The 25,314-nt window shown below is 36.0% G+C and carries 25 protein-coding genes and 1 rRNA gene; 11 read left to right on the top strand and 15 right to left on the bottom strand.

Annotated features, from left to right (window positions below):
- The 3 genes from ACYH9I_RS10720 to ACYH9I_RS10730 all read right to left on the bottom strand — a co-directional run.
- Nucleotides 1–223, bottom strand: a 223-nt coding sequence (locus ACYH9I_RS10720) for a hypothetical protein (protein ID WP_483560710.1), incomplete at its 3' end; no start/stop codon positions are given.
- A 224-nt stretch (nt 224–447) separates the two neighbouring features.
- Nucleotides 448–1,974 (bottom strand): hypothetical protein, encoded by a 1,527-nt coding sequence (locus ACYH9I_RS10725; RefSeq protein WP_483560711.1) that lies wholly within the window; start codon nt 1,972–1,974, stop codon nt 448–450.
- A gap of 11 nt (nt 1,975–1,985) precedes the next feature.
- Nucleotides 1,986–2,204: a hypothetical protein gene (locus ACYH9I_RS10730; RefSeq protein WP_483560712.1), complete on the bottom strand. Its 219-nt coding sequence runs from the start codon at nt 2,202–2,204 to the stop codon at nt 1,986–1,988.
- Nucleotides 2,205–2,688: 484 nt separating this feature from the next.
- Between ACYH9I_RS10730 and ACYH9I_RS10735 the strand changes: the two genes are divergently transcribed.
- From ACYH9I_RS10735 to ACYH9I_RS10755, 5 genes are all read left to right on the top strand, one after another.
- Entirely contained in the window at nt 2,689–4,743 is a 2,055-nt protein-coding gene (locus tag ACYH9I_RS10735; protein ID WP_483560713.1) for a hypothetical protein, read from the top strand.
- Nucleotides 4,744–4,749: 6 nt separating this feature from the next.
- A complete protein-coding gene (locus ACYH9I_RS10740) occupies nt 4,750–5,388 on the top strand; it encodes a hypothetical protein (protein WP_483560714.1) in 639 nt (212 codons plus the stop codon).
- Entirely contained in the window at nt 5,388–5,999 is a 612-nt protein-coding gene (locus tag ACYH9I_RS10745) for a hypothetical protein (protein ID WP_483560715.1), read from the top strand. The genes ACYH9I_RS10740 and ACYH9I_RS10745 overlap by 1 nt, the downstream gene beginning before the upstream one ends.
- Nucleotides 6,000–6,059: 60 nt before the next feature.
- Nucleotides 6,060–8,630, top strand: a complete 2,571-nt coding sequence (locus ACYH9I_RS10750; protein ID WP_483560716.1) for a hypothetical protein — start codon at nt 6,060–6,062, stop codon at nt 8,628–8,630.
- Nucleotides 8,631–8,730: 100 nt separating this feature from the next.
- A complete protein-coding gene (locus ACYH9I_RS10755; RefSeq protein WP_483560717.1) occupies nt 8,731–9,114 on the top strand; it encodes a flagellar basal body-associated FliL family protein in 384 nt (127 codons plus the stop codon).
- Between the two features lie 90 nt (nt 9,115–9,204).
- On the opposite strand, the gene galU is transcribed toward ACYH9I_RS10755, so the two are convergent.
- From galU to ACYH9I_RS10785, 6 genes are all read right to left on the bottom strand, one after another.
- Entirely contained in the window at nt 9,205–10,119 is a 915-nt protein-coding gene (gene galU / locus ACYH9I_RS10760; RefSeq protein ID WP_483560718.1) for a UTP--glucose-1-phosphate uridylyltransferase GalU, read from the bottom strand.
- An 18-nt stretch (nt 10,120–10,137) separates the two neighbouring features.
- The gene (locus ACYH9I_RS10765; protein WP_483560719.1) at nt 10,138–10,656 is read right to left on the bottom strand and encodes a DUF2569 domain-containing protein; all 519 of its coding nucleotides are present in this window, start codon (nt 10,654–10,656) and stop codon (nt 10,138–10,140) included.
- Between the two features lie 2 nt (nt 10,657–10,658).
- Nucleotides 10,659–11,168, bottom strand: coding sequence for a hypothetical protein (locus ACYH9I_RS10770; protein ID WP_483560720.1), 510 nt, complete (start codon nt 11,166–11,168; stop codon nt 10,659–10,661).
- Between the two features lie 56 nt (nt 11,169–11,224).
- A complete protein-coding gene (locus tag ACYH9I_RS10775; RefSeq protein ID WP_370516545.1) occupies nt 11,225–11,356 on the bottom strand; it encodes an entericidin A/B family lipoprotein in 132 nt (43 codons plus the stop codon).
- 44 nt (nt 11,357–11,400) lie between these two features.
- On the bottom strand, nt 11,401–12,594 hold the full coding sequence (locus tag ACYH9I_RS10780; protein ID WP_483560721.1) for an amino acid aminotransferase: 1,194 nt from the start codon (nt 12,592–12,594) through the stop codon (nt 11,401–11,403).
- A 273-nt stretch (nt 12,595–12,867) separates the two neighbouring features.
- Nucleotides 12,868–13,251 (bottom strand): RidA family protein, encoded by a 384-nt coding sequence (locus ACYH9I_RS10785; RefSeq protein WP_160403985.1) that lies wholly within the window; start codon nt 13,249–13,251, stop codon nt 12,868–12,870.
- Nucleotides 13,252–13,440: 189 nt separating this feature from the next.
- Here ACYH9I_RS10785 and ffh point away from each other — a divergent pair, with 189 nt between their 5' ends.
- Nucleotides 13,441–14,808 (top strand): signal recognition particle protein, encoded by a 1,368-nt coding sequence (gene ffh, locus ACYH9I_RS10790; protein WP_091350793.1) that lies wholly within the window; start codon nt 13,441–13,443, stop codon nt 14,806–14,808.
- A 115-nt stretch (nt 14,809–14,923) separates the two neighbouring features.
- Here the strand turns inward: ffh and ACYH9I_RS10795 are convergent, their stop codons facing one another.
- Both ACYH9I_RS10795 and ispB read right to left on the bottom strand, forming a co-directional pair.
- Nucleotides 14,924–15,805, bottom strand: a complete 882-nt coding sequence (locus ACYH9I_RS10795; protein WP_160403986.1) for an EamA family transporter — start codon at nt 15,803–15,805, stop codon at nt 14,924–14,926.
- 109 nt (nt 15,806–15,914) lie between these two features.
- The gene (gene ispB, locus ACYH9I_RS10800; RefSeq protein WP_483560722.1) at nt 15,915–16,901 is read right to left on the bottom strand and encodes an octaprenyl diphosphate synthase; all 987 of its coding nucleotides are present in this window, start codon (nt 16,899–16,901) and stop codon (nt 15,915–15,917) included.
- A gap of 154 nt (nt 16,902–17,055) precedes the next feature.
- On the opposite strand from ispB, the gene ACYH9I_RS10805 reads away from it, so the two are divergent.
- Nucleotides 17,056–17,892 carry a TonB family protein gene (locus ACYH9I_RS10805; protein ID WP_483560723.1) on the top strand — a complete coding sequence of 279 codons (837 nt, stop codon included), beginning with the start codon at nt 17,056–17,058 and terminating at the stop codon, nt 17,890–17,892.
- A 105-nt stretch (nt 17,893–17,997) separates the two neighbouring features.
- Here the strand turns inward: ACYH9I_RS10805 and pepP are convergent, their stop codons facing one another.
- Nucleotides 17,998–19,314 carry a Xaa-Pro aminopeptidase gene (pepP, locus tag ACYH9I_RS10810; protein WP_483560729.1) on the bottom strand — a complete coding sequence of 439 codons (1,317 nt, stop codon included), beginning with the start codon at nt 19,312–19,314 and terminating at the stop codon, nt 17,998–18,000.
- Nucleotides 19,315–19,351: 37 nt separating this feature from the next.
- Nucleotides 19,352–19,894: a UPF0149 family protein gene (locus ACYH9I_RS10815; RefSeq protein WP_483560724.1), complete on the bottom strand. Its 543-nt coding sequence runs from the start codon at nt 19,892–19,894 to the stop codon at nt 19,352–19,354.
- Between the two features lie 124 nt (nt 19,895–20,018).
- On the opposite strand from ACYH9I_RS10815, the gene ACYH9I_RS10820 reads away from it, so the two are divergent.
- The 4 genes from ACYH9I_RS10820 to crr all read left to right on the top strand — a co-directional run bounded on the left by ACYH9I_RS10820 (nt 20,019) and on the right by crr (nt 23,063).
- Entirely contained in the window at nt 20,019–20,393 is a 375-nt protein-coding gene (locus ACYH9I_RS10820; protein ID WP_483560725.1) for a hypothetical protein, read from the top strand.
- 119 nt (nt 20,394–20,512) lie between these two features.
- Complete coding sequence (ptsH, locus tag ACYH9I_RS10825; protein ID WP_483560726.1) at nt 20,513–20,770, top strand: phosphocarrier protein Hpr; 258 nt, start codon at nt 20,513–20,515, stop codon at nt 20,768–20,770.
- 52 nt (nt 20,771–20,822) lie between these two features.
- Nucleotides 20,823–22,550, top strand: coding sequence for a phosphoenolpyruvate-protein phosphotransferase PtsI (gene ptsI / locus ACYH9I_RS10830; RefSeq protein WP_483560727.1), 1,728 nt, complete (start codon nt 20,823–20,825; stop codon nt 22,548–22,550).
- Nucleotides 22,551–22,559: 9 nt separating this feature from the next.
- Complete coding sequence (gene crr / locus ACYH9I_RS10835; RefSeq protein WP_091350771.1) at nt 22,560–23,063, top strand: PTS glucose transporter subunit IIA; 504 nt, start codon at nt 22,560–22,562, stop codon at nt 23,061–23,063.
- A gap of 89 nt (nt 23,064–23,152) precedes the next feature.
- On the opposite strand, the gene pgi is transcribed toward crr, so the two are convergent.
- Together pgi and rrf are read right to left on the bottom strand one after the other, a co-directional pair.
- Entirely contained in the window at nt 23,153–24,802 is a 1,650-nt protein-coding gene (pgi, locus tag ACYH9I_RS10840; RefSeq protein ID WP_483560728.1) for a glucose-6-phosphate isomerase, read from the bottom strand.
- A 394-nt stretch (nt 24,803–25,196) separates the two neighbouring features.
- Nucleotides 25,197–25,312 (bottom strand): 5S ribosomal RNA (rrf, locus tag ACYH9I_RS10845).
- Nucleotides 25,313–25,314 lie beyond the last annotated feature (2 nt).

A 25,314-nucleotide genomic window follows, 5' to 3' on the forward strand; every position in this document is an offset into this window, starting at 1 on the left:
TTGGCACTGCGTTAGGGTAACGTTTATTGATGACATTAGCCGGAAATCCACCACATACAATAATTTGGTCGAGTTTTTTAATATGCTTGATTATCGGCTTTAGGTTAAATCCTAATAATTGACTCATGACATAAAATGACTGGTTATAAGCCTTTAAAAAAAGACCTTCTTTCAAAAAATGTATCGGATTTTCACTTAATGCTAATTTTTGTTCTATTTCCATTACATGACTTCTCTTTATTTATTTGATTTTACCCCTGAGCCACCGCCATCGACACTTTCAGCGTCGCCGGCGGCGGGGGCGGCGCGATTGTGGCTTCGCCGCAACAGCGCAACCCTAAGGGAAAACGCCCCAACTTGCGCGGGGGCGTTATTCTTTGTTAGATTGTCCTCTCAGGCTCCATAACCGCCCCCGCGGCCCAAGGATTAAGGACTAAGAAATAAAAGTTAAGGTGCGGTGCAAACAACAGCGTGGTATCCAGTGTCCGAAACGCTTACGATATCGCCGAGGCCCGAGTAGACAGCCACCGGACAAAACACGTCAGTTGCTGATGAAAATCCTTCGTCACCTGTACAGTAATGATTGTATATGAAGCCCGCATCAGCGTAGCCGTTCATCCAGCCCCATTCCGAGAAAAAACCAGCACCTATGTGACGCATATAATTATTAACAGATGAGTTAGGCGTTGCGCCAGAAATAGGATAATGACCAGTTCTGACTGCATTGGTTAAATCCCTTACCCTAGCAACACGATACCCCAAATTACTACACCAAGTGGATTGCTTAGACGGTGTGCTACGCCAATCACCCCGATTGACGAACCACTTCTGCAATACAAATCCATACTTAGCTACTACATTACCACTTCTATCTCTACCCACCAACTCAAAGGTCTGTGGCAAATTTGGTACACTTAAACGACTAGGATTATCTAACCTCTGCTGAGAATCACTTGCCTTAGGACCTATTAATGTTACCCGTGTTACATTCTTAGATTTATCTATAATCCAGTCATCATGTTGTACGGTACGTCCAATCCATACTTCTTGGTGTGAATCTGTACGCGGCCTTGTCCAACGCACTGTAGCCCTTATACTACCATTCGTGACAACAGACCATGTCAACTGACTTGCATCGATGCCACTAAGCAACTCTAAGTCAAAATACAATCCATCTGAACCTGTAGTTGGAAAGTTTAGGTCATAAGACGATGGATTTGTAGACTGAACTAAAAAGCCCTTTGTAGGACTCCATATGTTAGATGGACCGGCGTAGCTGGAATTGTCTACATAGGTATTGTCGTAAGGAGGACGCCCAAGGGTTACACTAGCACCAGTACCACCAAAGCGCAAATTCGGCCTTACAGAGCAGACTTTTGGCGTTACCGGTGGGGAAAAATAATACGCCACACTCTTATTAGTAGTTGAAAATACACGACGATTTGGCACGCCATACTGTGTACTTAAACTAGCACCATCGGGGTTTAAACCTATTGTTACCCTATAAGGCGCCTTACATGCATCTAATGTATCATTAGGACGTACAGTATTTCCATACTTATCATCTAATGAAAGCCATAAAGTCCCTGTCGCCGTTACACCTCCATCTCCATCATCATCTCCCCAATAATGATAAGTATTGACTAAATCATTTAAACGCACAAAAGTGGTCGATGGTGGGAAAATAGTCTTTATATCACCCAAAGTACGCCATGTTGATAATACTATTGGATTTGTCCTACTTGATGTATTCGTTGACGGCGAAACCTTTGCACCATGAGGCAACGTAATAGTGAACAACGATTCAAGGTCTGTTACCTTGGTTTGGCCTCCATCAGACGTTAAATATGGCGCACTTCCCTCTATTACCCTTGATGTATGTGCCGTTAACGCCTGTGCTCCCTGCATATAGGACAATAACAACAATGCCGCAAAGAATAATGCCGATTTAAATAACAATGAAGGTCTAAACAATAATGGCGGTCTTAATAACCACTTGGATATCGACGATAATTTTGCCGAAGAGGTTGTCGAAGAGCCGCCGAGAACATCGCCTGAAAAGACCGCGATGACGGCGTCGATTTCGCTATGCGAAATGACTTCGGTGATGGAGATAAGAACTGTGTCTGATTTAGACTACGGTGAAATTGAAAAAGATTTAAGGTATAGGTTTGGCAGGCCATGTGCCATGTGCCATGTGCCATAAATGGTAACGCATTTCGGTCATCCTGTCAAGTAATTTTTTGTTTTATTTACACTTTTTATAACTGACTGCTCGACTGACGAGCTTTCCCTTGCTTTTAAAGCGCTTAAATTATAATCGGTTGATTAATTATGCGCTAGTTTTTTTGTTAGTTTTTTGTAAAGTTTTGTTAATAAACTGGGTTGGGTGGTGGTTTTGTCTAAAAAACGCCCAACAAAAACTTTAATAAAATCAATACCTTTCCTGACCGATTTTTGAGCATTTGATAGCGTGTTTTTTTATAGAAAAGCCCCCCTCAATAAAAACCATACGCCATTTTCAAAAATTATATTTGAAAAATAACAAGAAATTAACCTTATTTTATTTTAGAATTAGGTGTTAATAAAAATAATCATTAATTTTACTATTACCATTATTCAATAAACGCTCACCGTCAATAATGAATAAATGGAATATTGTTATTACTGAGGAAAGGAAATAAATAAGTGATAAGAAAAAGATTAAAGAGCGCTTTATATCTAATAAGTTTGGCTTGCTTTTCAATGTCGTCGTATGCTGATGATGCAAGACTTTATGTGCCTTATAAGAATTTGTTACTTGATCGTAGCGGTAAGGTGATTGTCGATAATGAGGGGGATGGAAACTCAATAACTTATAGGGATCATTATTGGATTATACAAAAAAGTAATGATGTTTTTTTTAATAATTTTAATCAAGTTAACAACTTTGAATATTCTTTTGATAAACAGGGTGATATTTTAACTTTCAAACCCGGTGGGTCGTTAACGTATTTAGGTAATGAAAGAATTGCTTATGACTATCAAGATACCGGGGTATCGGTTTTAATTGATACCGATGGTCATTTAATTACCCCCAAAGGCGTTTATTATAAAAAAATCAATCCATTTAATAATGGTTACGCCGAAGTAAAAACGCAAGATAATAAACGGGGGTATATTGACTTGCAAGGGCAATTTGTCAGCAAGAATCCCAATGAGCTAAACACCAAATACAATCCACATTGCCAAGACGCCACCCTCGATAAAATCATGCAGCTGTGTGACAAACATAACAGCAAATATCTTATTAATAAAAAAACCGGTAAAGAAGTGGATATCGGTAAACGAGCATGGGAGATGAATAGCTATCATTTTGATAATAATGTAGATCTTTCTGGTCAATATTTTTGGGTGCAAAATTATCAAGATAATTATATGGTATATCAACTTTACGATTACGAAGGGACAATGCTCTATGAAAATAGCTTTTATCAAGTCGCCCCTTTTTATGGTTCGGTAAGTTGGGTTAAAAAGGATAGTAATGAAGATAAGTATCGTTTAATTAATGCTACAGGCGAAACTCTCGACAAATACGATGACTATAGTACCGTTCAAGTCGGTGATCATGTGCTGTTTTATGCTAAAACCAAATTACCAGAAAAAGACTATAAAGATGAAGAATTTTTAACCAAAATTTTGGATCAGGATGGTCATGTTTTATTCTATGAAGATAAAATCGATGAAACTCAAAACAGTGCTTGTAAGCAAGATTTGATCGTTTTAAAAGATCCCCAAGATAACATTGTATGGCCTTTAGACATTGAAAAAGAGTGCTTATTAAACCGATATGTGAATGAATCGGTCGTAATAGATACTTGGATGGATAAAAAATATAAGGTCGTTGACATTCCCAAAGATAAAATCGGTGAAATTGCCAATTATTTTGTCACTAAAAAACAAAATGATAAAAACACCAATACAATCAATCATACCAAAAATGAAACCTATTTAGCCGGTCCTGAAACGGTTAATATTAAAGATATTGCTGATTTAACTATACCAAATGGTTATATTTATTATGAGTGGCCTTCACTTGAAAAAAACTGTAATCGTTTTTTGATGCCAGCATATAGCAATAATAATCAATTGTGTATTTCTGTACATAATGTTGGCTATATTGATTTAAAGGCAGAAAAAAAGCTGTTTGATGATCCTCTGCGTCTGCAAGAAATAAAAAATAATTTACAACGCAAAGTGATAAATTACCGCAATCGCTATCAACATTTTGAATGGTTAATAGAGCCACAATTAGATGTTGAAAACCACACAATGAAATTTGGTTATCGTTATATTTTTGAACGTATCGGCGAAAATAACAGACAAGAAGTTATTACCGGTCAGATTATTGCTCAAGTCATTTTTGTTAAAGATCATATGATTGTTTTAACCACCCCGCCTAACAATATGTTAGCTAATTCTGCGCTAATGGAATTTGATTGGGCTAAGCAAATTAAAGTACGACCAGAATATCAATTTGATAAGCAACCTGTTTATCGCTGTAGTCAATTTGCGTTAACAGATTCGGCACTTTCTATAGCAAATTTTGATTATCTGAATAAGGGACGTTGCTTTCCAATATCATTAACTGAACTTATTGATGCAACGGAACAACAAAATGATTCAGAAGAATTAACTAACTTGCAAAATGCATTGTTTTTTGAACCATTTTATTATCATTCTGATACAGGTATAGGGCGTTAAAACTTTATGAAATTTAAGAAATATATATCATCTTGTCAGTTATGTATGGCATTGATGTTAACCATCGTTAGTAATCAGTCACGTGCTGATGCGACACTTAATTTAACATCTGAACAGTGGCAAAAAGAAATTCAACAACGTTTTGATGCAATTAATGAGAATGGTGAACCCGTTGAATGCGTTGTATTTACACGCATTGATAATTTCCCTTATCACTTTGATTATTCTGTCTTAGTATCAGAGCCTCTATTGATGGCGGTCGATGCCGAATTAGTGGATGAGTCGATCAAAGAGAGAAGTCACTATGAGCAAAATTATCGATACACTTATCACCTCACCGAAAAAGGGAAACGCTACTATAAAACTTGGCCTAAATTACGGCATTCTGGTTTTTGTTTTGGTAAGGTCACGGTTGAAAAAATAAGCAAAACCGATAAAGATGGTAATTATGTTACTGTTGAGTACCAATATAAAGTGGAAGATTTTCCTGCCAATATTGAGCCTCTTTTATCAAAACAAAATTCGTATATTAATAATCCATCAAAGACCGCAATCGCTACATTTAGTTTAGATAAAAACAATCAGCTTTATAGCGTGTCAGGAATTGGTTTAATTACCCACATCTACGAAGGATGGCATCAATAATGAAATTAAAAACACTATTTATGTTGCTTTGTGGTTTGTCGCTTGTGGCTTGTGATAACAACATCAATAAAGATGAATTACAATCGACAATCAATAAGAATCAACCATTGTGTTATTCTTTACCTGAAGAAGTAAGACAATTCCCTAAAGATATTTTTGATGACAATATCGTTGAAGATAATCTGAATGATGAACTAGTAGATATTTTTGTCGATTTAAACTTATTAACTAAACGTAAATTATCCATAACCAAGTTGGATGGGTCATTAACTTATGCCACAAGATATCGATTATCCCAAGAAGGTAAAACGTATTTTAATCCAGAAAAAGGCGGTTTTTGTTTTGGCAACATTAAAGTCAATGATGTGTATAAAACTGAATCGAGTCCAACAAGGTATAATCAACGCAGTAGAACATCAAGATTGGTCTATTATCATTATTCATTTAGCGATATTCCTGACTGGGCAAAAGATAAACGCCTTACACAATATTATATAACTCCTTCGCTGAACACCGAACGGCTTTATGATGCAAAGGCAATTCATTATCAACCTAGTTTATATTTTTCTTCGTTTGAAGTTGATAAAACTCCATTAATCCAACCTCGCTAAATTGATGGAAGATCGTTATCTATTTTGTAATTTAAACTTGAACAAGTAAGACATAATAAAATGAATAATATAAGAATATTTTTTTTATTGGCCATATTTTTGGCTTTCCCAAATTGTACATTTGCAAGTGTCATCTATCAAAAAGATTGGTATTTAGCTATCGAAAAGAAAGACAGCGTTGCCCAATATAAAATCGCTGAGGCTTATAGCCCTTTAACAAAAAACGATAGTTATTATTGTCAAACTGATCAGTTATATTTTAGTCATCATGATAAAAAATTGTCAGGTTGCCGCGATAAATCGGCCGATAAATATATCGAGTTTTTAACAAAATCGGCCGAAAACTTATACCCTATCGCCCAAAAAGATTTAGGTATTGCTTATATTAAAGGCGAATTGGTGCCTAAAGATATTAAAAAAGGGCTTTATTGGTTAGAAAGAGCTGCCTCACCGATTCCAGATAAAGCAAAATTTCGAATCGTTGAAGGTACATTTTGGTTAGCACAGCCAAATGGTAAAAAAATTGGCGTCGGCGAAGCCCATTATTGGTTAGGATTGCTTTATCACGAGGGGACAGAGGTTAAAGCCGATTATGCTAAAGCAATCAAGCATTATAAAATAGCTAGCACAAGTACCGATTGGGGATTTTATAATCTTGCACAATATCAACTTTATAAACTCTATCAAGATAAGCTCAATGACCCCAAAAAGTCGCTCTACTGGCTTGAAAATACAGCAAATAATACCGGAAAATTTGTTGATGAAAAAACATTAGATACGTCAATGCAAATGGCTAATTACTTTTTGGAGGGTGGGCAACCCGACGGTTCTAAATTAGATACTCCTAATTATCTTTGGGCAGCAAAATGGTTATTAAAAGTAGCCGAGCAATCTAACATATCAAAAGAGTCTAAACAGATAGCAGCTTTCCAGTTAGGGTGGTTTTATTTAAATGGTTTAGGTGTAGAAAAAGATATTGAAGAAGCAATAAAATATTATCATTTAGGCATGTACCAAGATGACCTAACAGACTATCAGATGAACTTAAAAAAATATAAATACGTTACATCTTCAACTGATATGTCATTGCAAAATCAATTTTTACATCAAGTTATTACGCCATTTTATATAAACAACTTTGATATTGCTAAAGCCCAAAAGGTTATCGACGTTGTTTTTGCAGATAACCCTAAAGATAAAGAAGTTTTTTATGAAAAATTGATAGAAGATCTAGTCGAAACACTTCAAGTTGAGAGTTATGCCCTTTTACGTGAATTTGAATCTATTCCTCTTTTGCTGAAACTTGCCCAACAACAGGAAATAGCTTATGGTTTTTATCGTGATGCTAGAAATATTGAAGGTAAAACAACTAATGAATTGATAGATCTTTATCAATCAGCATTAAAAATTGAACCCAACAATCCGACAGTGCTTTATCAATTTGGTACGTTATATGACTTTATTCTTGAGGATGAAAAGACAGCAATCACCTATTACCAACGAGCGGCTGAATTAGGTAATTCAAAAGCAAATTATCGGCTAGGTGCCATTTATTATTTAGGCAAAGGCGTTGAGCAAAGTTATCATGAGGCTTGGCAATATCTTGATTTGGCAGCTAAGCAAGGTTATCAACCCGCACAGGATTTTTTAATCACAATTGATAAATCTCATCCTGAATTTGATTGGTTAACAACCCAATACCTTAACCATCAACAAGTGTACCGTTCCCCAACGGTTATGGTTGATGGAATGGATTGGTTACAAACTCAAAGCGAAGTGAACCAAAACGATAAAGCCACATATCACCAAATAAGACATGATTCACATGGGAATGGGCTAAAAACGTATCAAGGTTGTAAAGCCGCATTGTCACTTGCAGCTAATGGTGATACTTTTGCACAAGGTGAGTTGTTAAGTCAGATGAATAACGGTGCAGATTCTTTTATTTGTACACCTAAGAAAGAGTTGCTCTTTAGTTGGATTGATAGCAGTAATAAAAATGATAAAAAGAAAGCATTTTTAAAAACACAATATTACAAATTGTCAAAACAATATGAACAATTTCATGCAATGCTTAAAACTCAAGTTGCAGATAATAATCCTTATGCAATTTTTGAACTGGCACAAAAACAGGTTACTTTGCCAAATAATACCGTGCTACCTTATCTAAAAACATCACTAAAATCAGGCAGCCCTGCTGCTGCAGGGCTTTTAGCTTTTTATTATGAAAATACAAATATTAATACGTTTGAATATACTAAATTAGTTTTATTACAAAATGATTTAAGGCAGTACCATTTAGATCCTGAAATTAGCGAATACTATCAAACAAATCGCTTCTCAAAATACTTTTATGCAAATTTACAATTATCCTCGAATGATATTTATAAAATGTGGTTTGAACTTGCACAAATGCATGAGCAAGGTAAAGAAATCCCTCAAAATAATGTGTTAGCTTTAGTTTGGTATCGTTTGTTAGTTGAATATAATCAAACCAAAGCAACAACAAAAGTAGCGCAAATCAGTGCTCAATTAACCGAAGAACAACAAGCAGAAGTGAATAACATATTAAGCAAATATCGTAATTTATATCGTTTTCTTCCGTTAACACATTTAGATATAAATGAATAACTAGCTAAGTATGATAATGCTTAACTAAAACAAATAAATCAAACCGTCGCATTCAATGCAGGCTCGTGTTGTGATAGTGAGTTAATATAGGTAATAAGATATGAGTAATATTGTTATTGAAAAAAAAAGTAAATCAATTAGCCACAAAGTACTTTGGGTATTAGGAGCTATTTTTCTAGTATTGGTTATTAGTGGTGGCTACTATTTTTTTAAAAGTAATGCTTTTGTTGCTAGTCAACCAGTATCTCAACAGCCAGTATCTCAACAGCCAGTATCTCAACAGCCAGTATCTCAACAGCCAAAAAATATTAAAATTACTTATGTTATACCTCAATTTTTTGGTTATTATCAGCATCCTATCGTATTCAATTGTATTGATTCTATTGAATACGATGGAAAGCGCATTGGAATATCCAAAATAGACTATTATGAAGATAGTCCAAAGGAGCTACAAAATATACGCGAAAATTGCATACCTTTTTAAAGGTAAAATTGATATTAATAAAATATTCAAATTTAAGAATGAAAAAAGACGCAAACTGCGTCTTTTTAATATTGTTTGATGTTATTAAAACTAAAGCGTCTTTAACCACGCTTTAACATCTTTACCTAAACTTTTGTGGCGCATTGCGTATTGAACAAAGGTTTGCACATAACCGAGTTTATTACCACAGTCGTGGCTACGACCTTTTATGCAATAAGCATCAACACTATCTTCTTCAAGTAGCATGGCAATTGCATCGGTCAATTGAATTTCACCACCTGCGCCTAATGGTGTTTTGGCAAGTAAAGGCCAAATCTTTTCAGATAATACATAGCGTCCAACTACCGATTGGTTTGATGGTGCTTCTTCAACTGGTGGTTTTTCAACAACGCTATACATTTGTGCAACATTACCAGCAGATAACGTTTCACCACGACAGTCAACAATACCGTAAGAAGAAACTAGCTCTTTTGGCACTGGCTCTACCATGATTTGGCTGTGTTTGGTTTCATGGTAATTATTGATCATTGCCGCTAAATTATCGCAGGTCAAATCACTTTCGTATTCATCAATAATTACATCAGGTAAAACCACAGCAAACGGCTCATCGCCAACTAAAGGATATGCACATAATACCGCATGCCCCAGTCCTTTAGCTAAACCTTGGCGAACGCTGGTTATTGTGACATTTTTAGGTAAAATGCCTTGTACTTCTTGCAATAACTGACGTTTAACACGTGCCTCTAACATGGCCTCTAATTCAAAACTAGTATCGAAATGGTTTTCAATTGAGTTTTTTGATGAATGAGTCACAAAAATAATCTCAGTTATGCCAGCTGCAATACACTCTTTAACCACATATTGAATAAGTGGTTTGTCAACAACCGGAAGCATCTCTTTTGGAATTGCTTTAGTTGCAGGTAACATGCGCGTACCCAAACCGGCAACAGGGATAACCGCTTTTTTGACTTTTCTACTTGCTGAACGTTCTAAATTTGATGTCATTTTATTTCCTTAATACAATTAACCAACAGTGGAGCTATAGGTACCGTCACTACGGCGACCATTAACAAATGTATTTTTGACTCGCACTGACTTTAACACATAAGCAATCCAAATACAGGTATAAATGATTGCTATAACAATATCTTTTATAAAAGAAAACTCGAATTTAACTTCAAATGGTAACACGATAAAAAGATACCAACATCTTTGAATTAGCTTAAAAACAATAAAACTGCTACTAAATATAATAAAAAAGTTAGGAAATTTATAACTTTTAGTAAAATATAAAAATATAATATAAGCGTTTAAAAGCAAAAATAAACAATTTAGCCCCATGTCACCTAAAATAAACAGACCCAAATGAATTGTGTGCATTTCCGAGTATGGATCCAATAATTGTGTCCACACGCCGATAAAATTAATCGCATTTAGTCTAGAAAAAGTAACATATCCAATAAAAATAAAACAAAAAAATAATTCAATACCAACTAAAATTAGCCAACCGCCTAATCCTTTAAGTTCTTTTTCCTTTATCATTTTTATTCCTGTTTAATGATTGATAAATCATTAGATTCGATGAGTAAAGGATTATCCCTATCTTTGGCTAAAGAATCAATAGAGATATAAACGATTTGGCAGTTCTGTAACAGTGCTTGCCTTACTACGAATTTGGCTTTACGGTCACGAGCTTCTTTTTGAGCTTTGCTGATGTAAAGATCATCGTATCCATCATCATACAAAGAAGCCCTTTCGAACAAATTTGGTGCTCGCCAAAATGTTTCTTTAGGATAATCTCGCACCAAAATTTGATCGGTTAATTTACCTTTTATTCCGGCATAACTACTTGGTAAATGTTTGCTTGCTCGGCTCTGGGCAATATAAACATGCTGATAATTTTGTATATTTGAGGGGAGTTTATTTAATAAAAATTCAAGACCCGATAGGTTTGAATACTGGCAATTTTCCAGCGTTAAAGGTGCAGTTCGATAGTTTAACGAACCGCACCCAACAAGTAAAAACAATGTAAGTATAGATAAAATACGTAACATTTTTACTCTAAAACATAGTTAAAAACGGAAATATTGCTAGGCATATATAACCTTAGTTACATTTTATCACTCACTTTTTCGGCAGTATGTGAAATGGCTTTTCCGCCAGATTGAACATCTTGACCAACACCTTTAACAGTGTTACATCCAACAACAAGTGTTGTCATAGCAATACCAAATATCAACATTAACATTTTATGGAACATACAATATACTCCTTTTAGTAATATGATTATTTTAATGCAGCAAATGCTTCTGCCACACGGTAGATATTATGGTGATTTAAACCCGCTACACACATCCTTCCGCTGCCCACCAAATAAACAGCAAAATTATCTTTCAATTGTGTAACTTGCTCTTTACTAAAACCGGTATAACTGAACATGCCTCGCTGTTTAACCAAATAATCAAAATTACGGTTAGGTGCAGCAGTTTTTAATAATTCAACCAACATTGTACGCATAGTTACAATGCGATTTCTCATTGATTCGACTTCTTTAAACCATTGCGCTTTAAGCTCTGGATGATTTAATACATAACTCACTAATTGCGCACCATAAGCTGCTGGGCTTGAATAATTCTGGCGAACGGTGGCTTGTAACTGCCCTAATACGCAGGCAGCGACGTCACTGTTATCGCATAAAACGGATAATCCCCCAACACGTTCACCATAGAGTGAAAATGTTTTCGAAAATGAGTTACTGACAAATCCACACAATCCTGTATCTGCCATTTTGCGAATCGCATAGGCATCATCGTCAATACTTTTGCCAAAACCTTGATAAGCAATATCCATAAATGGAATAAGATCACGGGCCTTTAACACCTCGATCACTTTATCCCACTGCGTATGTGTTAAATCAGCACCGGTTGGGTTATGGCAACAAGGATGAAGTAACACAATGCTTTTAGCTGGTAGTTGATTTAATGTTTCAAGCATTGCTTCAAATTTTACGCCACAAGTTTGCTCATCAAAATAGGGATATTTGTTTACCTTAAACCCGGCACCGCTAAAAATAGCGATATGATTTTCCCATGTTGGATCGCTGACCCATACTTCAGATTTTGGGAAATAGCGAAATAAAAAATCAGCCCCTATTTTAAGAGCACCTGAACCACCTAACGTTTGTATCGTTGCGATACGTTTATCTTTATAAGCCGAATGATCTTCACCAAATAATAGAGACTGAATTGATTGGCAATACGCAGGCAAACCACTCATTGGCAAATATAGCTGTGCACCTTGATTGAGATGATAAATATCATCACGAGCAGTTTTTATACACTGCAATTGGGGAACCACGCTATTTTCATCATAATAATAACCAATACTTAAATTCGTTTTATTATCTCGGCTATCATTCATAAACTCAGCGACTAACGATAAAATGGGATCCCCTGCATACGACTCTACTTTTTCAAACATGATCACAATCCGATTGGCACAAAAACAACAATAAATATTTGTAGATTATTGCACCAACTCTATTGGCAATCAATCATTAAATAACAGTTTAACAATAAATAATTAATTTGATTTTTGGTTAGAAAATGGCTGTATTTTTGATAATAAAAAGTAAGCGATGGGACAACTAAAAATATAATGTGTTTTGACCCACTTTTTTATACTAAAACGTAGGTTTTCCTAAAACTTTTCGACAAAAATTAGCACCTTTTGGTGCTAATTAGGTAAGCAAATTTATTTAGCAGCAATAACTTCAATTTCGACTTTAGCATCTTTAGGAATTCGAGCAACTTGTACGCAAGAGCGAGCAGGGAAAGAGGCATTATTTTCAGTAAAAAATGCTTCGTATACCCCATTTACCGCGGCAAAGTCATTCATATCAGCTAAAAAAATAGTTGTTTTGACGATATTACTGACTTGATAACCGGCCGCAGTGACAATCGCTTTAACATTGGCTAAACTTTGTTTGGTTTGTTCTTTCACACAACTTGGCATGTCACCTGTGGTGGGGTCCAGTGGGATTTGTCCTGAGGCAAATAACATATTACCTAAATCGACCGCCTGAACATAAGGCCCAATTGCAGCAGGTGCTTTGTCAGTACTAATTACTTTTGCCATACTCTGTTCTCCTTATTTAATCTACCCAACTTTTTAATAACTAAAATGGTTAAGGTATTTGCTTCTTGTTTGTCCTCATTTCAACAGGATCGCAATTTGCTGTCAAGCCGGCGTAAAATTATGATCGTGGGACTTATTGAAATTTTCTGATATGATAATTACAATTTTTTATTTATTACGAGAGTTAATATGTTCGAGAATTTAACCGACCGTTTATCACAGACATTTCGCAATATCAGTGGTCGTGGACGACTATCTGAAGACAATATTAAAGATGCACTACGCGATGTACGTATGGCATTACTTGAAGCTGATGTCGCCCTGCCAGTAGTTCGTGAATTTATTAATCAAGTTAAAGAAAAAGCTGTTGGATTAGATGTCAGCAAGAGTCTAACACCAGGTCAAGAATTTATCAAAATAGTTCAAGATGAACTTACCCGTGCAATGGGGGAAGTCAATAGTTCACTCAATTTGGCAACCCAACCACCTGCGGTGATGTTAATGGCAGGGTTACAAGGTGCAGGTAAAACAACCAGTGTTGCTAAACTGGCTAAATTTCTAAAAGAAAAACAGAAAAAGAAAGTACTTGTGGTGTCTGCCGATGTTTATCGACCTGCGGCAATCAAACAGTTAGAAACACTGGCTAAAGCGATTGATGTTGAGTTCTTTCCATCTGATATTACTGAAAAACCAGTCAGTATCGTAAATAAAGCTATTTCTCATGCAAAATTACAATTCTTTGATGTACTTATTGTCGATACTGCGGGTCGTTTGCATGTTGATAACGACATGATGGATGAAATCAAAGCGCTTCATCAAGCCATTAATCCAATTGAGACATTATTTGTGGTTGACGCCATGACCGGGCAAGATGCTGCCAATACGGCTAAAGCGTTCAATGATGCTTTGCCACTTACCGGTGTAATTTTAACCAAAGTTGATGGCGATGCGCGTGGTGGTGCGGCGCTATCTATTCGTCATATTACTGGTAAGCCGATAAAATTCTTAGGGATGGGCGAAAAAACTGACGCTTTAGAGCCGTTTTACCCCGATCGTATTGCTTCGCGCATCTTAGGTATGGGTGATGTACTCTCTTTGATTGAAGAGTTGCAGCATAATGTCGATCGCGAAAAAGCAGAAAAAATTGCTAAAAAACTGAAAAAAGGCGATAAGTTCGATTTTAATGACTTTCAAGACCAACTAAAACAGATGCGTAATATGGGTGGAATGGGTACTCTGTTGGCTAAATTACCTGGTGTTGGTCAACTTCCTGATCATATCAAAGCGCAGATGGATGATAAAATCACTATCAAAATGGAGGCCATTATTGGTTCGATGACATTAAAAGAACGCGCCAATCCAGAAATCATCAAAGGTTCACGTAAACGCCGTATTGCAAATGGATCGGGCACACAAGTACAAGATGTCAACAAACTATTAAAACAGTTTGAAGATATGCAGAAAATGATGAAAAAAATGAAAGGCGGTGGCATGATGAAAATGATGCGCCAAATGAAAGGACTAATGGGCGGTGGAATGGGGTTCCCACCTCGTTAAGGCGTTATAAATCAATTTTTCTCTGAGCGATAATCATCGCTATCTTTGTATAAGCTGTTCATAAAAATATCGCGCGGATAAACAGCGCGATATTAATTTTAATAAATTAATCTTGTTACTTATTTTCTGGGTTTGGTTTAACCGATTTAATCTTTACTGGACGACTCATGGTTAGCACGGTGCCTATTGATGAGATAATAATGAAAATAATGGCTAGCCACTGGTTGTAAGTTAACTGTTCATGCAAAACCACTAATCCAGAAAGCGCGGCAAAAACAGGTGACAAACTCATTAATGTACTAAATGTTTGCGCTGGTAATCTCGGTAAAGCAATCATATCTAATCCATAAGGAATCGCCGATGCTAATAACGAAACCACGAAAACCAGAGGCAGTAATTCCAACGAAAACATTGTGCTACCACTTTGCAAAATACCAATAGGAAATAAAAAGCAGGTAGCAATCACCGCCCCAACAGCAACACTTGATGCACCATAAAGCATGCTAGCTTTACGTCCAAACAAAATGTAACACGCCCAACCACTTCCAGCTAACAATGCAAATAAAATCCCTATAGGATCTAAATTGTCTGACACTTGATAAAATGGCAACAGCATGAAAAGACCAACAATAGCAATACTAAGCCAAATAAAATCAAGTAATTTACGTGAAGAACACATTGCAACCATAATCGGCCCCGTGAGTTCAATAGCAACAGCAATCCCCAAAGGCACTCTTGCAATTGCGTTATAAAATGCTAAATTCATACAGCCAATTGAAATTCCATACAAAAAAATATATTTCAATGCCTGCTTTGTCATTGTTTTACGCCATGGTTTGAAGATAAAGATCAACATAATTGCCGAAAAAAACAATCGCCAAGCCGTCATTCCCTCTGGCCCCAATACGGGAAATAAATATTTAGCGATAGATGCACTGCCTTGAACTGAAATCATCGAAATAAAAATTAACAAAACAGGCCAAGACCTTTTAAGCATAAATAATCACCATAATTAAATTGTGAAGTTATTAGAAATAAAACTTATGATAAATAATTTCAGAAAACGATGCGCTTAAACATAAAAGCGCACATAACAAACTAACTTATTAGTTTTCTCTTTTTACTGATAATAAGGCAAGAGCTTGTAACGCTTCTTTATAAGGCGAATCGGGTAAAATAGCGATAACATCAAACGCTTTTTGCGCTTCTTTTTGAGCGGTTTGTAACGTAAAATCTAGCGAACCACATTCCTCCATAATTTGTAAAATACGATCTAATAAGTTACGCCCATTACCCTGCTTTATTGCTTGGCGAATTAATTCCGCATCGTGAAAATTTTTAGTGTGATGCATCGCATGTAAAAGAGGTAAAGTAGGTTTGCCTTCATTAAGATCATCCCCTAAATTTTTACCTAATTTTTGATTGCTATCAGCACTATAATCTAAAAGGTCATCGATAATTTGAAAGGCTGTGCCTAGATATTTGCCGTATTCCTGTAAAGCCAACTCTTGCTCTTCATTTGCACCAGCTAACACAGCAGCAGAATGCGAGGTTGCCTCGAATAAACGAGCCGTTTTGCGATAAATTACCTCTAAATATTGTTCTTTGGTAATATCAGGATCGTTACAATTAATAAGTTGTTGTACTTCGCCTTCAGCAATAACATTGGTGGCAGTCGACATAATTTTCAAGACTTTAAACGATTCTGTGCGCACCATCATTTGAAAAGAGCGTGTATAAATATAATCACCTACAAGTACACTAGCAGCATTACCAAAAAGGGCATTTGCCGTTGATTGACCACGGCGTAAATCCGATTCATCAACAACATCATCATGCAATAAGGTGGCTGTATGGATAAATTCGATAAAAGCTGCAGTGATAATATGCTTATCACCTTGGTAATTGAGTGCCTTAGCAATTAATAATGCAATAACAGGGCGTATGCGCTTCCCACCACTACTAATAATATAATTGCCTAACTGATTAATTAAAGCCACATCAGAACTTAGTTCTGCCTGTATAGCTTTGTTGACTTTAATAAGATCTTCTTTAACAAGATCGAGTATTTGATTCATTGATGGAGTATTCATCAGCCTAACCACTATAAATAATTGATATTTATTTTCTATTATCTGATAAATATTATTTGGCAACAAGGTGTCATCTATCATATTTTAAAAAAGACTACAAATGATAAGCATTTTCATTTAGAATAATTCCCTTAAGTTGAAAATGATAATCATTATGAAAATTAACTTTGATATAGACATCAATGATACCAAGGCGCCTTTAAGCCCAACTAAAAAGAAGACCCAAAATGCCTATGTATGTGCATCAGTTTCTGTACTGTCTCATCTTGTATTATTTGCACTACTATTTAGTTCTGTCTTGCTTGCCCAAAATATCGTAGTCGACGAAGGTGATAATTCAATTAAAGCTGTCATGGTCGATCTATCACTGTTAGCAGCACCAGAACAATCCCTAGTAGAAGATAAACCAGACATTCAAGGGGTAGAAAATAGCGAACTTATTGATAACCAAAAGATCGAAGAAACACCAATACAACCGGTTATTGAACCAATTGTCGAACCTGAAGTTAAAGAAGAAAAAACAGAATCCATTATTGAAAAAATAACCGATAAACCGACCATTGAACCCAAAAAGAAAATTGAAGCAAAAAAAGAACCAAAACCGAAGAAAAAGCATCCCCCAGTTCAAAAAGCATCGCATCAGCAAGTTAGACAAGAAGTGATTAGTGAAAATATTGCTAATACTTCTGTTGCTCCGCAAATTTCAGATAGCCGTCGATATTCAGGCAACCCTTCCCCAATAAGGAGAAATCAACCAGAGTACCCACGCCGAGCGCTTGATATGCGCTTAGAAGGTTATGTAGTAGCGCTGTTTGATGTAAACAGTGATGGACACGTTGAAAATATTCGTATTATTGAAGCAAATCCTAATAATATTTTTAATCGTTCTGTCATTAATGCCATGAAAACGTGGAAATATAAACCAATTGCAGCCAAAGATCTGAAAATAAAAATTATCTTCAATCGCGATAAATCAATTAGTTTAAATTAATCACAACAAATAAAACCGCTGTAACATCTATTTCTATAGCATCTGTATAGTTAATAAATGGCAGCGGCAAATGGTAATCACCTAAAAATCACAGCAACAACATGGCTAATGAGTAAGTTTGTTCCCCATCAGTTTTTCAATCTCCGCAGGACTTTTAGGGACATCACTGGTCAAAACTTCATTTCCTGATTGAGTAATTAAGATATTATCTTCAATTCGAATGCCGATACCTTTATATTGCGCTGGCACATCGGCATCTTGATTAATATATAAACCCGGTTCCACCGTTAACACCATGCCCGGCGCTAAAATTCGATCTCGATTGCTACCCACATCGTGCACATCAATCCCCAACCAATGTCCTAAACCATGCATATAAAATGTGCTATAAGCTTTATCAGCAATTAAAGTATCAATATCGCCATGCATAATACCTAATCTGATTAAACCTTCGACCATTGTTCTAACGACATAATGATTCACCTCCATAATAGAAGTTCCTGGCTTTAGTAACTTAATGGCTTGATATTGTGATGCTAAAACAATATCGTAAATTTCACGCTGAGCTTGACTAAATTGACCATTAATAGGAAAGGTACGAGTTATATCCCCCGCGTAATATTGATACTCACAGCCAGCATCAATCAAGACTAGATCGCCCGCTTTTAACTGTTCATTATTATTCTCATAATGCAATATACAGCTATTATTACCACTACCGACAATAGTATTATAAGCGGGAGCGCGTGCACCATGCCAAGCAAATTCATGTAAGATTTCAGCTTCCAGTTGATATTCAAACATGCTCGGCTTACATTTTTGCATAGCACGAATATGCGCTTTTGCGCTAATTTGACAAGCTTGACGTAAAATAGCCATTTCAAAGTCTGATTTAAACATACGCATTTCATGCACTATTGGTCGCCAATCAATAATACAATTGGGTACAGAAAGATTCGTTCTATAACCTTGACGCAACCTCCTCATTGCATTATCAACAAAATTATCAGCATATGCATACTGTTGATCAGCATGATAAATGATTGTTTTACCATTTAATAAATCAGGTAATACAGTATCAATTTCATCAAATGGATAAGCTTCATCAACCCAAATAGCATCTACTGCTGCCTGTTGTCCTAACCGATAACCTGTCCACGTTTCGGCTAACCGCTCTTTTTTACGATTAAATAAAACATATTTAGGTGTATTATCTTGTTGTTTGACAACAGCAAAAACCGCTTCCGGTTCAGCAAAAAACGTAAAATACCAAAAATCACTATTTTGCCGATATGGATAATGTGTGTCATTACTGCGCGCCATTTCTGGAGCAGCAAAAAAAAGTGCAATACTATTTGTTGCCATTTGGGAAAGTAGCTTTTCCCTGCGAGCCAAAAGTTCTATTTTGATATTGCTGTTTATCATTGTCATGACCTTAATAGAGGTATAATTATTAATATTAATGAATTGTTGGGGAGATATCCGTCTCATTAAACTCATCGAAACAAAGCATAGCCGTTATGCGGACATATTCTTTAATCTCTTCAAATGCAAAACCGAGCTCTTGTTCATCGTCGCTTTCGTCATAACCTAATTTCACTATTTGGCGTAAATCATAAATTGCTTCGCCAACATCGTCTTTAAGGCGATTAATTTTGGGTTGCGCAAGACCAATACCAAGCAAAAAATGGTTAACCCAACCAACCAAATCATCGATTTGCGCAAACAGATCATGGCTACTGAGTAACAGTTCAAATTCAAAGTTTTCATTAAAAAATTGTTGTTTAGTTAAATGATAGAGGTTTTTAATTTGCTCATCTAACGACGCGTCAAACTCTTGTCCATTATTCAACATATCTTTAACTAACGAACGCCAGCTCTCATCATGATTACCACCAGCTAAGATACCAGAAAGAAAACCATGCAACTCAGCAGCGGTAATACCTATTTTATTTTGGACTAGTTGACGATTAAATTCATCGTAATTAATAGTATCTGACATAAACTCCACCCTAATCTTGTCACATCACTGAAAATGCACTATGCACTTTCTTCGATTATTAGTATATAATCCGTATCTAATTATAAATAATAAACAGGTTACTGTGCTTTATAAAGGAATTATTTTGAACATTGTAGGATTAATTGCGAAATTGCCTCTGCAACGATTATGTCTATTATGCCTTTCAGGATTAGGATTAGGATTAGCATTATCGTTAGCGTCCTGTAGTTCATTTTTACCAAATAAAGGCATCATTATTCTTGATGTACAAGATAAAATACATACCAATGTAACCAGCCAAGATTTACCTAAATCGTATAAATTAGGTAATAGCGAACAAGAATTACAACGATTCGAAACCTTCTGCAAAGAAGAAATTCACGTATCACAGCTTGATGGTAGTGAAGAAATCGTTTTTGAAAATATTAAACACGGAATCCATGGGCAGGTAGAATTTAAAAACTGCAGTGACAAAGTCACTCGTATCTACCGATACTGATAAATTATAGCTAATACAATTGACTTAATATAAAAGAACAATGAAATCTTACTAGCCTTTCAGGCAGTTTTTATTTATATTGGTCGCTGAAATAAAAATATTTTGGGAGTAAAAAAAATATGTACACACAAGATGTCACCATTACTGCATCTAACGGCCTTCATACCCGCCCTGCTGCGCAATTTGTTAAAGAAGCCAAAAACTTCAATGCAGAAATTACTGTCACATCTGATGGAAAAAGTGCAAGTGCTAAAAGTCTATTTAAATTACAGACGTTAGGTTTGACACAAGGGACAACAATTACTATTTCAGCCGAAGGCGAAGACGAAAAAGAAGCAGTACAACATCTAGTAAAATTAATTCCAGAATTAGAATAATCTCTCCCAATTAGATATGAACGGTTTTAAAATTGAATAAGGATTAAATGTTATGGTATCAGGTACACTTGTTTCCCCGGGTATCGCTTTTGCTAAAGCGCTATTATTAAAAGAAGAGCCTATTGTTATCAATAATAGACAAATTCTCGATAACAAGATTGACGCGGAAATTGAGCGTTTTAAGGAAGCTCGAGAAAAATCAAGCAAACAATTGCATGCGATTATGGAACGAGCAAAATCTACGTTAGGCGAAGATAAAGCAGTCATTTTTGAGGGGCATATTATGCTTCTTGAAGATGAGGATCTTGAGCAAGAAGTGATTTCTCGTATTCAAAGTAAACATTCAAGCGCAGATGCCGCTGTTCAATCTGTTTTTGAAACTCAAGCTAAAGAACTAGAAAATTTAGATGATGAATATTTAAAAGAACGTGCTGCAGATATTCGTGATATTGGTAAACGATTGCTTAAAAATATTTTAGGTATCGAAATCGTTGATTTAAGTGCAATCAGTCAACCTTGTATTTTAGTTGCAACTGACTTAACACCATCGGAAACAGCTCAGCTAAACTTAGAAATGGTATTAGGTTTTATTACTGATGCTGGTGGGCGGACTTCACATACCTCAATCATGGCTCGCTCTTTAGAAATCCCTGCTATCGTTGGTACATCTAATGCAACTCAAGCAATCAAACAAGGGGATTTTATTATTTTGGATGCGATAAATAATGCTATTTATATCAATCCAGATCACACCACTCAAGAAAAATTAAAACAAGTTCAAACTAAATATATTAGCGACAAAGAAGAACTAGCTAAATTGAAAGATCTACCCGCAGTAACACTCGATGGTCACCAAGTAGAAATTTGTGGCAACATTGGTACTGTGCGTGATATTGCAGGTGCTGAACGTAACGGCTATGAAGGTATTGGTCTATACCGTACTGAATTTCTATTTATGGATCGCGAAGCCTATCCTGATGAAGAAGAACAGTTTAAAGCTTATAAAGAAGTGGCCGAATCTACCAATGGTTTATCTGTAATTGTCCGTACTATGGATATTGGTGGTGATAAAGATGTACCTTATATGCATTTACCAAAAGAAGAAAACCCATTTTTAGGCTGGCGTGCAATTCGTATTTGTTTAGATCGCAAAGAAGTTCTTCATGCGCAATTACGCGCAATTCTACGTGCATCAGCATTTGGTAAATTACGCATTATGTTCCCAATGATTATTTCTGTGGAAGAAATTCGTACATTAAAATCTGAAATCAATATTCTTAAAGAACAATTAAATGCCGAAGGTAAAGCATTCGATAAAAATATTGAAATCGGCGTAATGATTGAAACTCCAGCAGCAGCCGTAATTGCACATCATTTAGCCAAAGAAGTAGATTTCTTTAGCATTGGAACCAATGACTTAACACAATATACGCTTGCTGTTGATCGTGGTAACGAATTGATCTCTCATCTTTATAATCCATTTTCACCTTCAGTGTTAACACTGATTAAAAAGGTTATAGATGCTTCTCATAAAGAAGGAAAATGGACTGGTATGTGTGGCGAGCTTGCTGGTGATGAAAGAGCCACAATTTTATTGCTGGGTATGGGGCTTGATGAATTTAGTATGAGTGCCGTATCTATTCCTAAAATTAAGAAATTAATTCGTAACACTAACTATGAAGAGGCGAAAAAATTTGCTGATACTATACTAGAAAAAGCAACCTCTAAAGAAGTTATTGATTTGATTGAAAATTATGCTAATGAAAAGCAAATCTGTTAGGAGACAATAATGGGTCTATTCGATAAAATTAAGCAATTTGTATCTGATGATAATAAAAACAGCATCGAGATTATTGCCCCTTTAAGTGGTGAAATTGTCAAAATCGAAGATGTACCAGATGTGGTTTTTGCTGAAAAAATCGTTGGCGATGGTGTTGCAATCAAACCATCTGGGAATAAAATTGTTGCACCATTAAATGGAAAAATTGGCAAAATCTTCGAAACCAACCACGCTTTTGCTATTGAATCAGATGAAGGCATCGAACTTTTTGTTCACTTTGGTATTGATACCGTAGAACTAAAAGGCGAAGGCTTTACTCGAATTGCAGAAGAAGGCCAACAAGTAAAAGTAGGCGATACCATTATTGAAATCGATCTACCACTACTTGAAAGCAAAGCCAAATCAGTGTTAACACCTGTGGTCATTTCGAATATGGAAACAGTCGTTGAGTTAACCAAATTATCAGGCTCTGTCGAAGCAGGTAAAACCCCAATAATGCGAATTAAAAAATAAGCAAACACATTCTTCCACATAAAAAAACCTTCAGCCTAAACTGAAGGTTTTCTTTTATCTAAATAAACTCACCAAGTGGCTAAAACAACCTAACGCCACTTCTTGTATTGGTTAATTAAATTATTGGTTGAATCATCATGAGAATTTACAGGTTTATCGTCCGCTAATTCAGGTAAAATTCGTCCTGCTAATTGCTTACCAAGCTCCACACCCCATTGATCAAAACTGAAGATATTCAAAATAACGCCCTGAGTAAATATCTTATGCTCATACATCGCAACCAATGCACCGAGCGTATAAGGTGTGATCTTTTTCACTAATATCGAATTCGTCGGCTTATTACCGTCAAAAACCTTAAACGGAACAATAGACTTCACCTCATCAAGCGTCTTACCAGCAGCAATAAATTCTTGCTCAACTTGTTCTTTTGTTTTACCAAAAGCTAACGCTTCTGTTTGAGCAAAAAAGTTAGATAGCAATTTAGGGTGATGATCACCAATCGGATTATGGCTAATCGCCGGTGCAATAAAATCGCAAGGAATAAGTTTAGTACCTTGATGAATTAATTGATAAAACGCATGTTGACCATTTGTTCCCGGTTCCCCCCAAATAATTGGACCGGTGGTATAAGGTGTTTTATGGCCATTGCGATCTACACTCTTACCATTTGACTCCATATTTCCTTGTTGAAAATAAGCAGCAAAACGATGCATATACTGATCATAAGGCAAAATCGCCTCGGTTTCAGCACCACAAAAGTTATTATACCAAATACCGATTAAGGCAAGCAAAGCGGGGATATTTTTATCGATTGGCGCACTTTGGAAATGCTTATCCATCGCATGGCCACCTGCCAAAAATTGCTTAAAGTTATCAAACCCAATGGATAACACAATCGACAACCCAATCGCCGACCATGACGAATAACGTCCACCGACCCAATCCCAAAATTCAAACATGTTGGTTGTATCAATACCAAATTTTGCAACTTCCTTCGCATTGGTTGACAACGCAACAAAATGCAACGCAACCGCTTTATCATCCTTAGCTGCATCAAGTAACCATGCACGTGCTGTCTGCGCATTAGTCATAGTTTCTTGCGTAGTAAAGGTTTTAGAAGCGACTAAAAATAACGTCGTTTCTGGATCCAACCCTTTCAGCGCCTCAACAACATGTGTCCCATCAACATTCGACACAAAATGCATAGTTAAGTGATTTTTATACGGACGTAATGCTTCAGTAATCATATGTGGACCAAGGTCAGAACCACCAATTCCAATATTCACTACATCCGTAATCGCCTTACCGGTGTAGCCTTTCCACTCTCCACTAATAATTTTTTTACTGAATGATTCCATTTTAGTTAAGACAGCGTTAACATCATCCATCACATTTTTACCGTCTACATAAATTGGAGTATTCGATACATTGCGTAAGGCCACATGTAATACAGCTCGATCTTCGGTGCGGTTGATCTTCTCGCCACTATACATAGCCTGCGTTGCGCCAGCCAGATCACATTCGTCAGCAAGCTTATAAAGCAATTCTAACGTCTCTTGTGTAACACGATTTTTTGACAAATCAACCAAAAACTCATCTTCAAAAGGAATACTGAGCTTTTCAACGCGTTGAGATTCTTCTTTTAAAATCTGGGCAATGGTTTTGGTGTGATGTTTTTCATAGCTAGCTTGGAGTGATTTCCAAGACGTAGTAGTAGTTGGGTCAATTGACTTTAACATAGTTATTCCTTAATAATATGGGATTGTAGCCATGATATAACTATGCCTAACATGATGCAAGATAAGGATCTTATCGATTAAAATGAAATTATTTTTATAAAAAACAACAAAATAAAAAATTAAATAAAATCAATTACTTTCCTGACTTATTTTTATTAGATTAAAATCTTCAACATCCATGTTTACTATTATTAGATGAAAATAGTTAATGAACATGTCTTTTGGTTAGGCTCTAATTGATATTATTAGGTGGTAAGGTTAATAGTGTTTTGTGGTTAAATAAAATGATGTAATTAACTAAATACTGTTAATTCAATATAAAATAAAGCTAAATTAAGATAACCACAAAAGCAAAAAAGCCCAGCATGACTGCTGGGCTCTCTCTAATTTAAAAGTCTGGCGGCACCCTACTCTCACATGGGTAATACCCACACTACCATCGGCACTACGGCGTTTCACTTCTGAGTTCGGCATGGGGTCAGGTGGGACCACCGCGCTATTACCGCCAGACA

The organism is Gilliamella sp. X-23 (assembly GCF_057063545.1).

Bases quoted from the DNA above. Each gene is read 5' to 3' on its own strand.
- ACYH9I_RS10730 (WP_483560712.1), bottom strand. From the start codon at position 2,204: ATGGCACATGGCACATGGCACATGGCCTGCCAAACCTATACCTTAAAT.
- ACYH9I_RS10740 (WP_483560714.1), top strand. From the start codon at position 4,750: ATGAAATTTAAGAAATATATATCATCTTGTCAGTTATGTATGGCATTG.
- ACYH9I_RS10745 (WP_483560715.1), top strand. From the start codon at position 5,388: ATGAAATTAAAAACACTATTTATGTTGCTTTGTGGTTTGTCGCTTGTG.
- ACYH9I_RS10750 (WP_483560716.1), top strand. From the start codon at position 6,060: ATGAATAATATAAGAATATTTTTTTTATTGGCCATATTTTTGGCTTTC.
- ACYH9I_RS10755 (WP_483560717.1), top strand. From the start codon at position 8,731: ATGAGTAATATTGTTATTGAAAAAAAAAGTAAATCAATTAGCCACAAA.
- galU (WP_483560718.1), bottom strand. From the start codon at position 10,119: ATGACATCAAATTTAGAACGTTCAGCAAGTAGAAAAGTCAAAAAAGCG.
- ACYH9I_RS10765 (WP_483560719.1), bottom strand. From the start codon at position 10,656: ATGATAAAGGAAAAAGAACTTAAAGGATTAGGCGGTTGGCTAATTTTA.
- ACYH9I_RS10770 (WP_483560720.1), bottom strand. From the start codon at position 11,168: ATGTTACGTATTTTATCTATACTTACATTGTTTTTACTTGTTGGGTGC.
- ACYH9I_RS10775 (WP_370516545.1), bottom strand. From the start codon at position 11,356: ATGTTGATATTTGGTATTGCTATGACAACACTTGTTGTTGGATGTAAC.
- ACYH9I_RS10780 (WP_483560721.1), bottom strand. From the start codon at position 12,594: ATGTTTGAAAAAGTAGAGTCGTATGCAGGGGATCCCATTTTATCGTTA.
- ACYH9I_RS10785 (WP_160403985.1), bottom strand. From the start codon at position 13,251: ATGGCAAAAGTAATTAGTACTGACAAAGCACCTGCTGCAATTGGGCCT.
- ffh (WP_091350793.1), top strand. From the start codon at position 13,441: ATGTTCGAGAATTTAACCGACCGTTTATCACAGACATTTCGCAATATC.
- ACYH9I_RS10795 (WP_160403986.1), bottom strand. From the start codon at position 15,805: ATGCTTAAAAGGTCTTGGCCTGTTTTGTTAATTTTTATTTCGATGATT.
- ispB (WP_483560722.1), bottom strand. From the start codon at position 16,901: ATGAATACTCCATCAATGAATCAAATACTCGATCTTGTTAAAGAAGAT.
- ACYH9I_RS10805 (WP_483560723.1), top strand. From the start codon at position 17,056: ATGAAAATTAACTTTGATATAGACATCAATGATACCAAGGCGCCTTTA.
- ACYH9I_RS10815 (WP_483560724.1), bottom strand. From the start codon at position 19,894: ATGTCAGATACTATTAATTACGATGAATTTAATCGTCAACTAGTCCAA.
- ptsH (WP_483560726.1), top strand. From the start codon at position 20,513: ATGTACACACAAGATGTCACCATTACTGCATCTAACGGCCTTCATACC.
- ptsI (WP_483560727.1), top strand. From the start codon at position 20,823: ATGGTATCAGGTACACTTGTTTCCCCGGGTATCGCTTTTGCTAAAGCG.
- crr (WP_091350771.1), top strand. From the start codon at position 22,560: ATGGGTCTATTCGATAAAATTAAGCAATTTGTATCTGATGATAATAAA.
- pgi (WP_483560728.1), bottom strand. From the start codon at position 24,802: ATGTTAAAGTCAATTGACCCAACTACTACTACGTCTTGGAAATCACTC.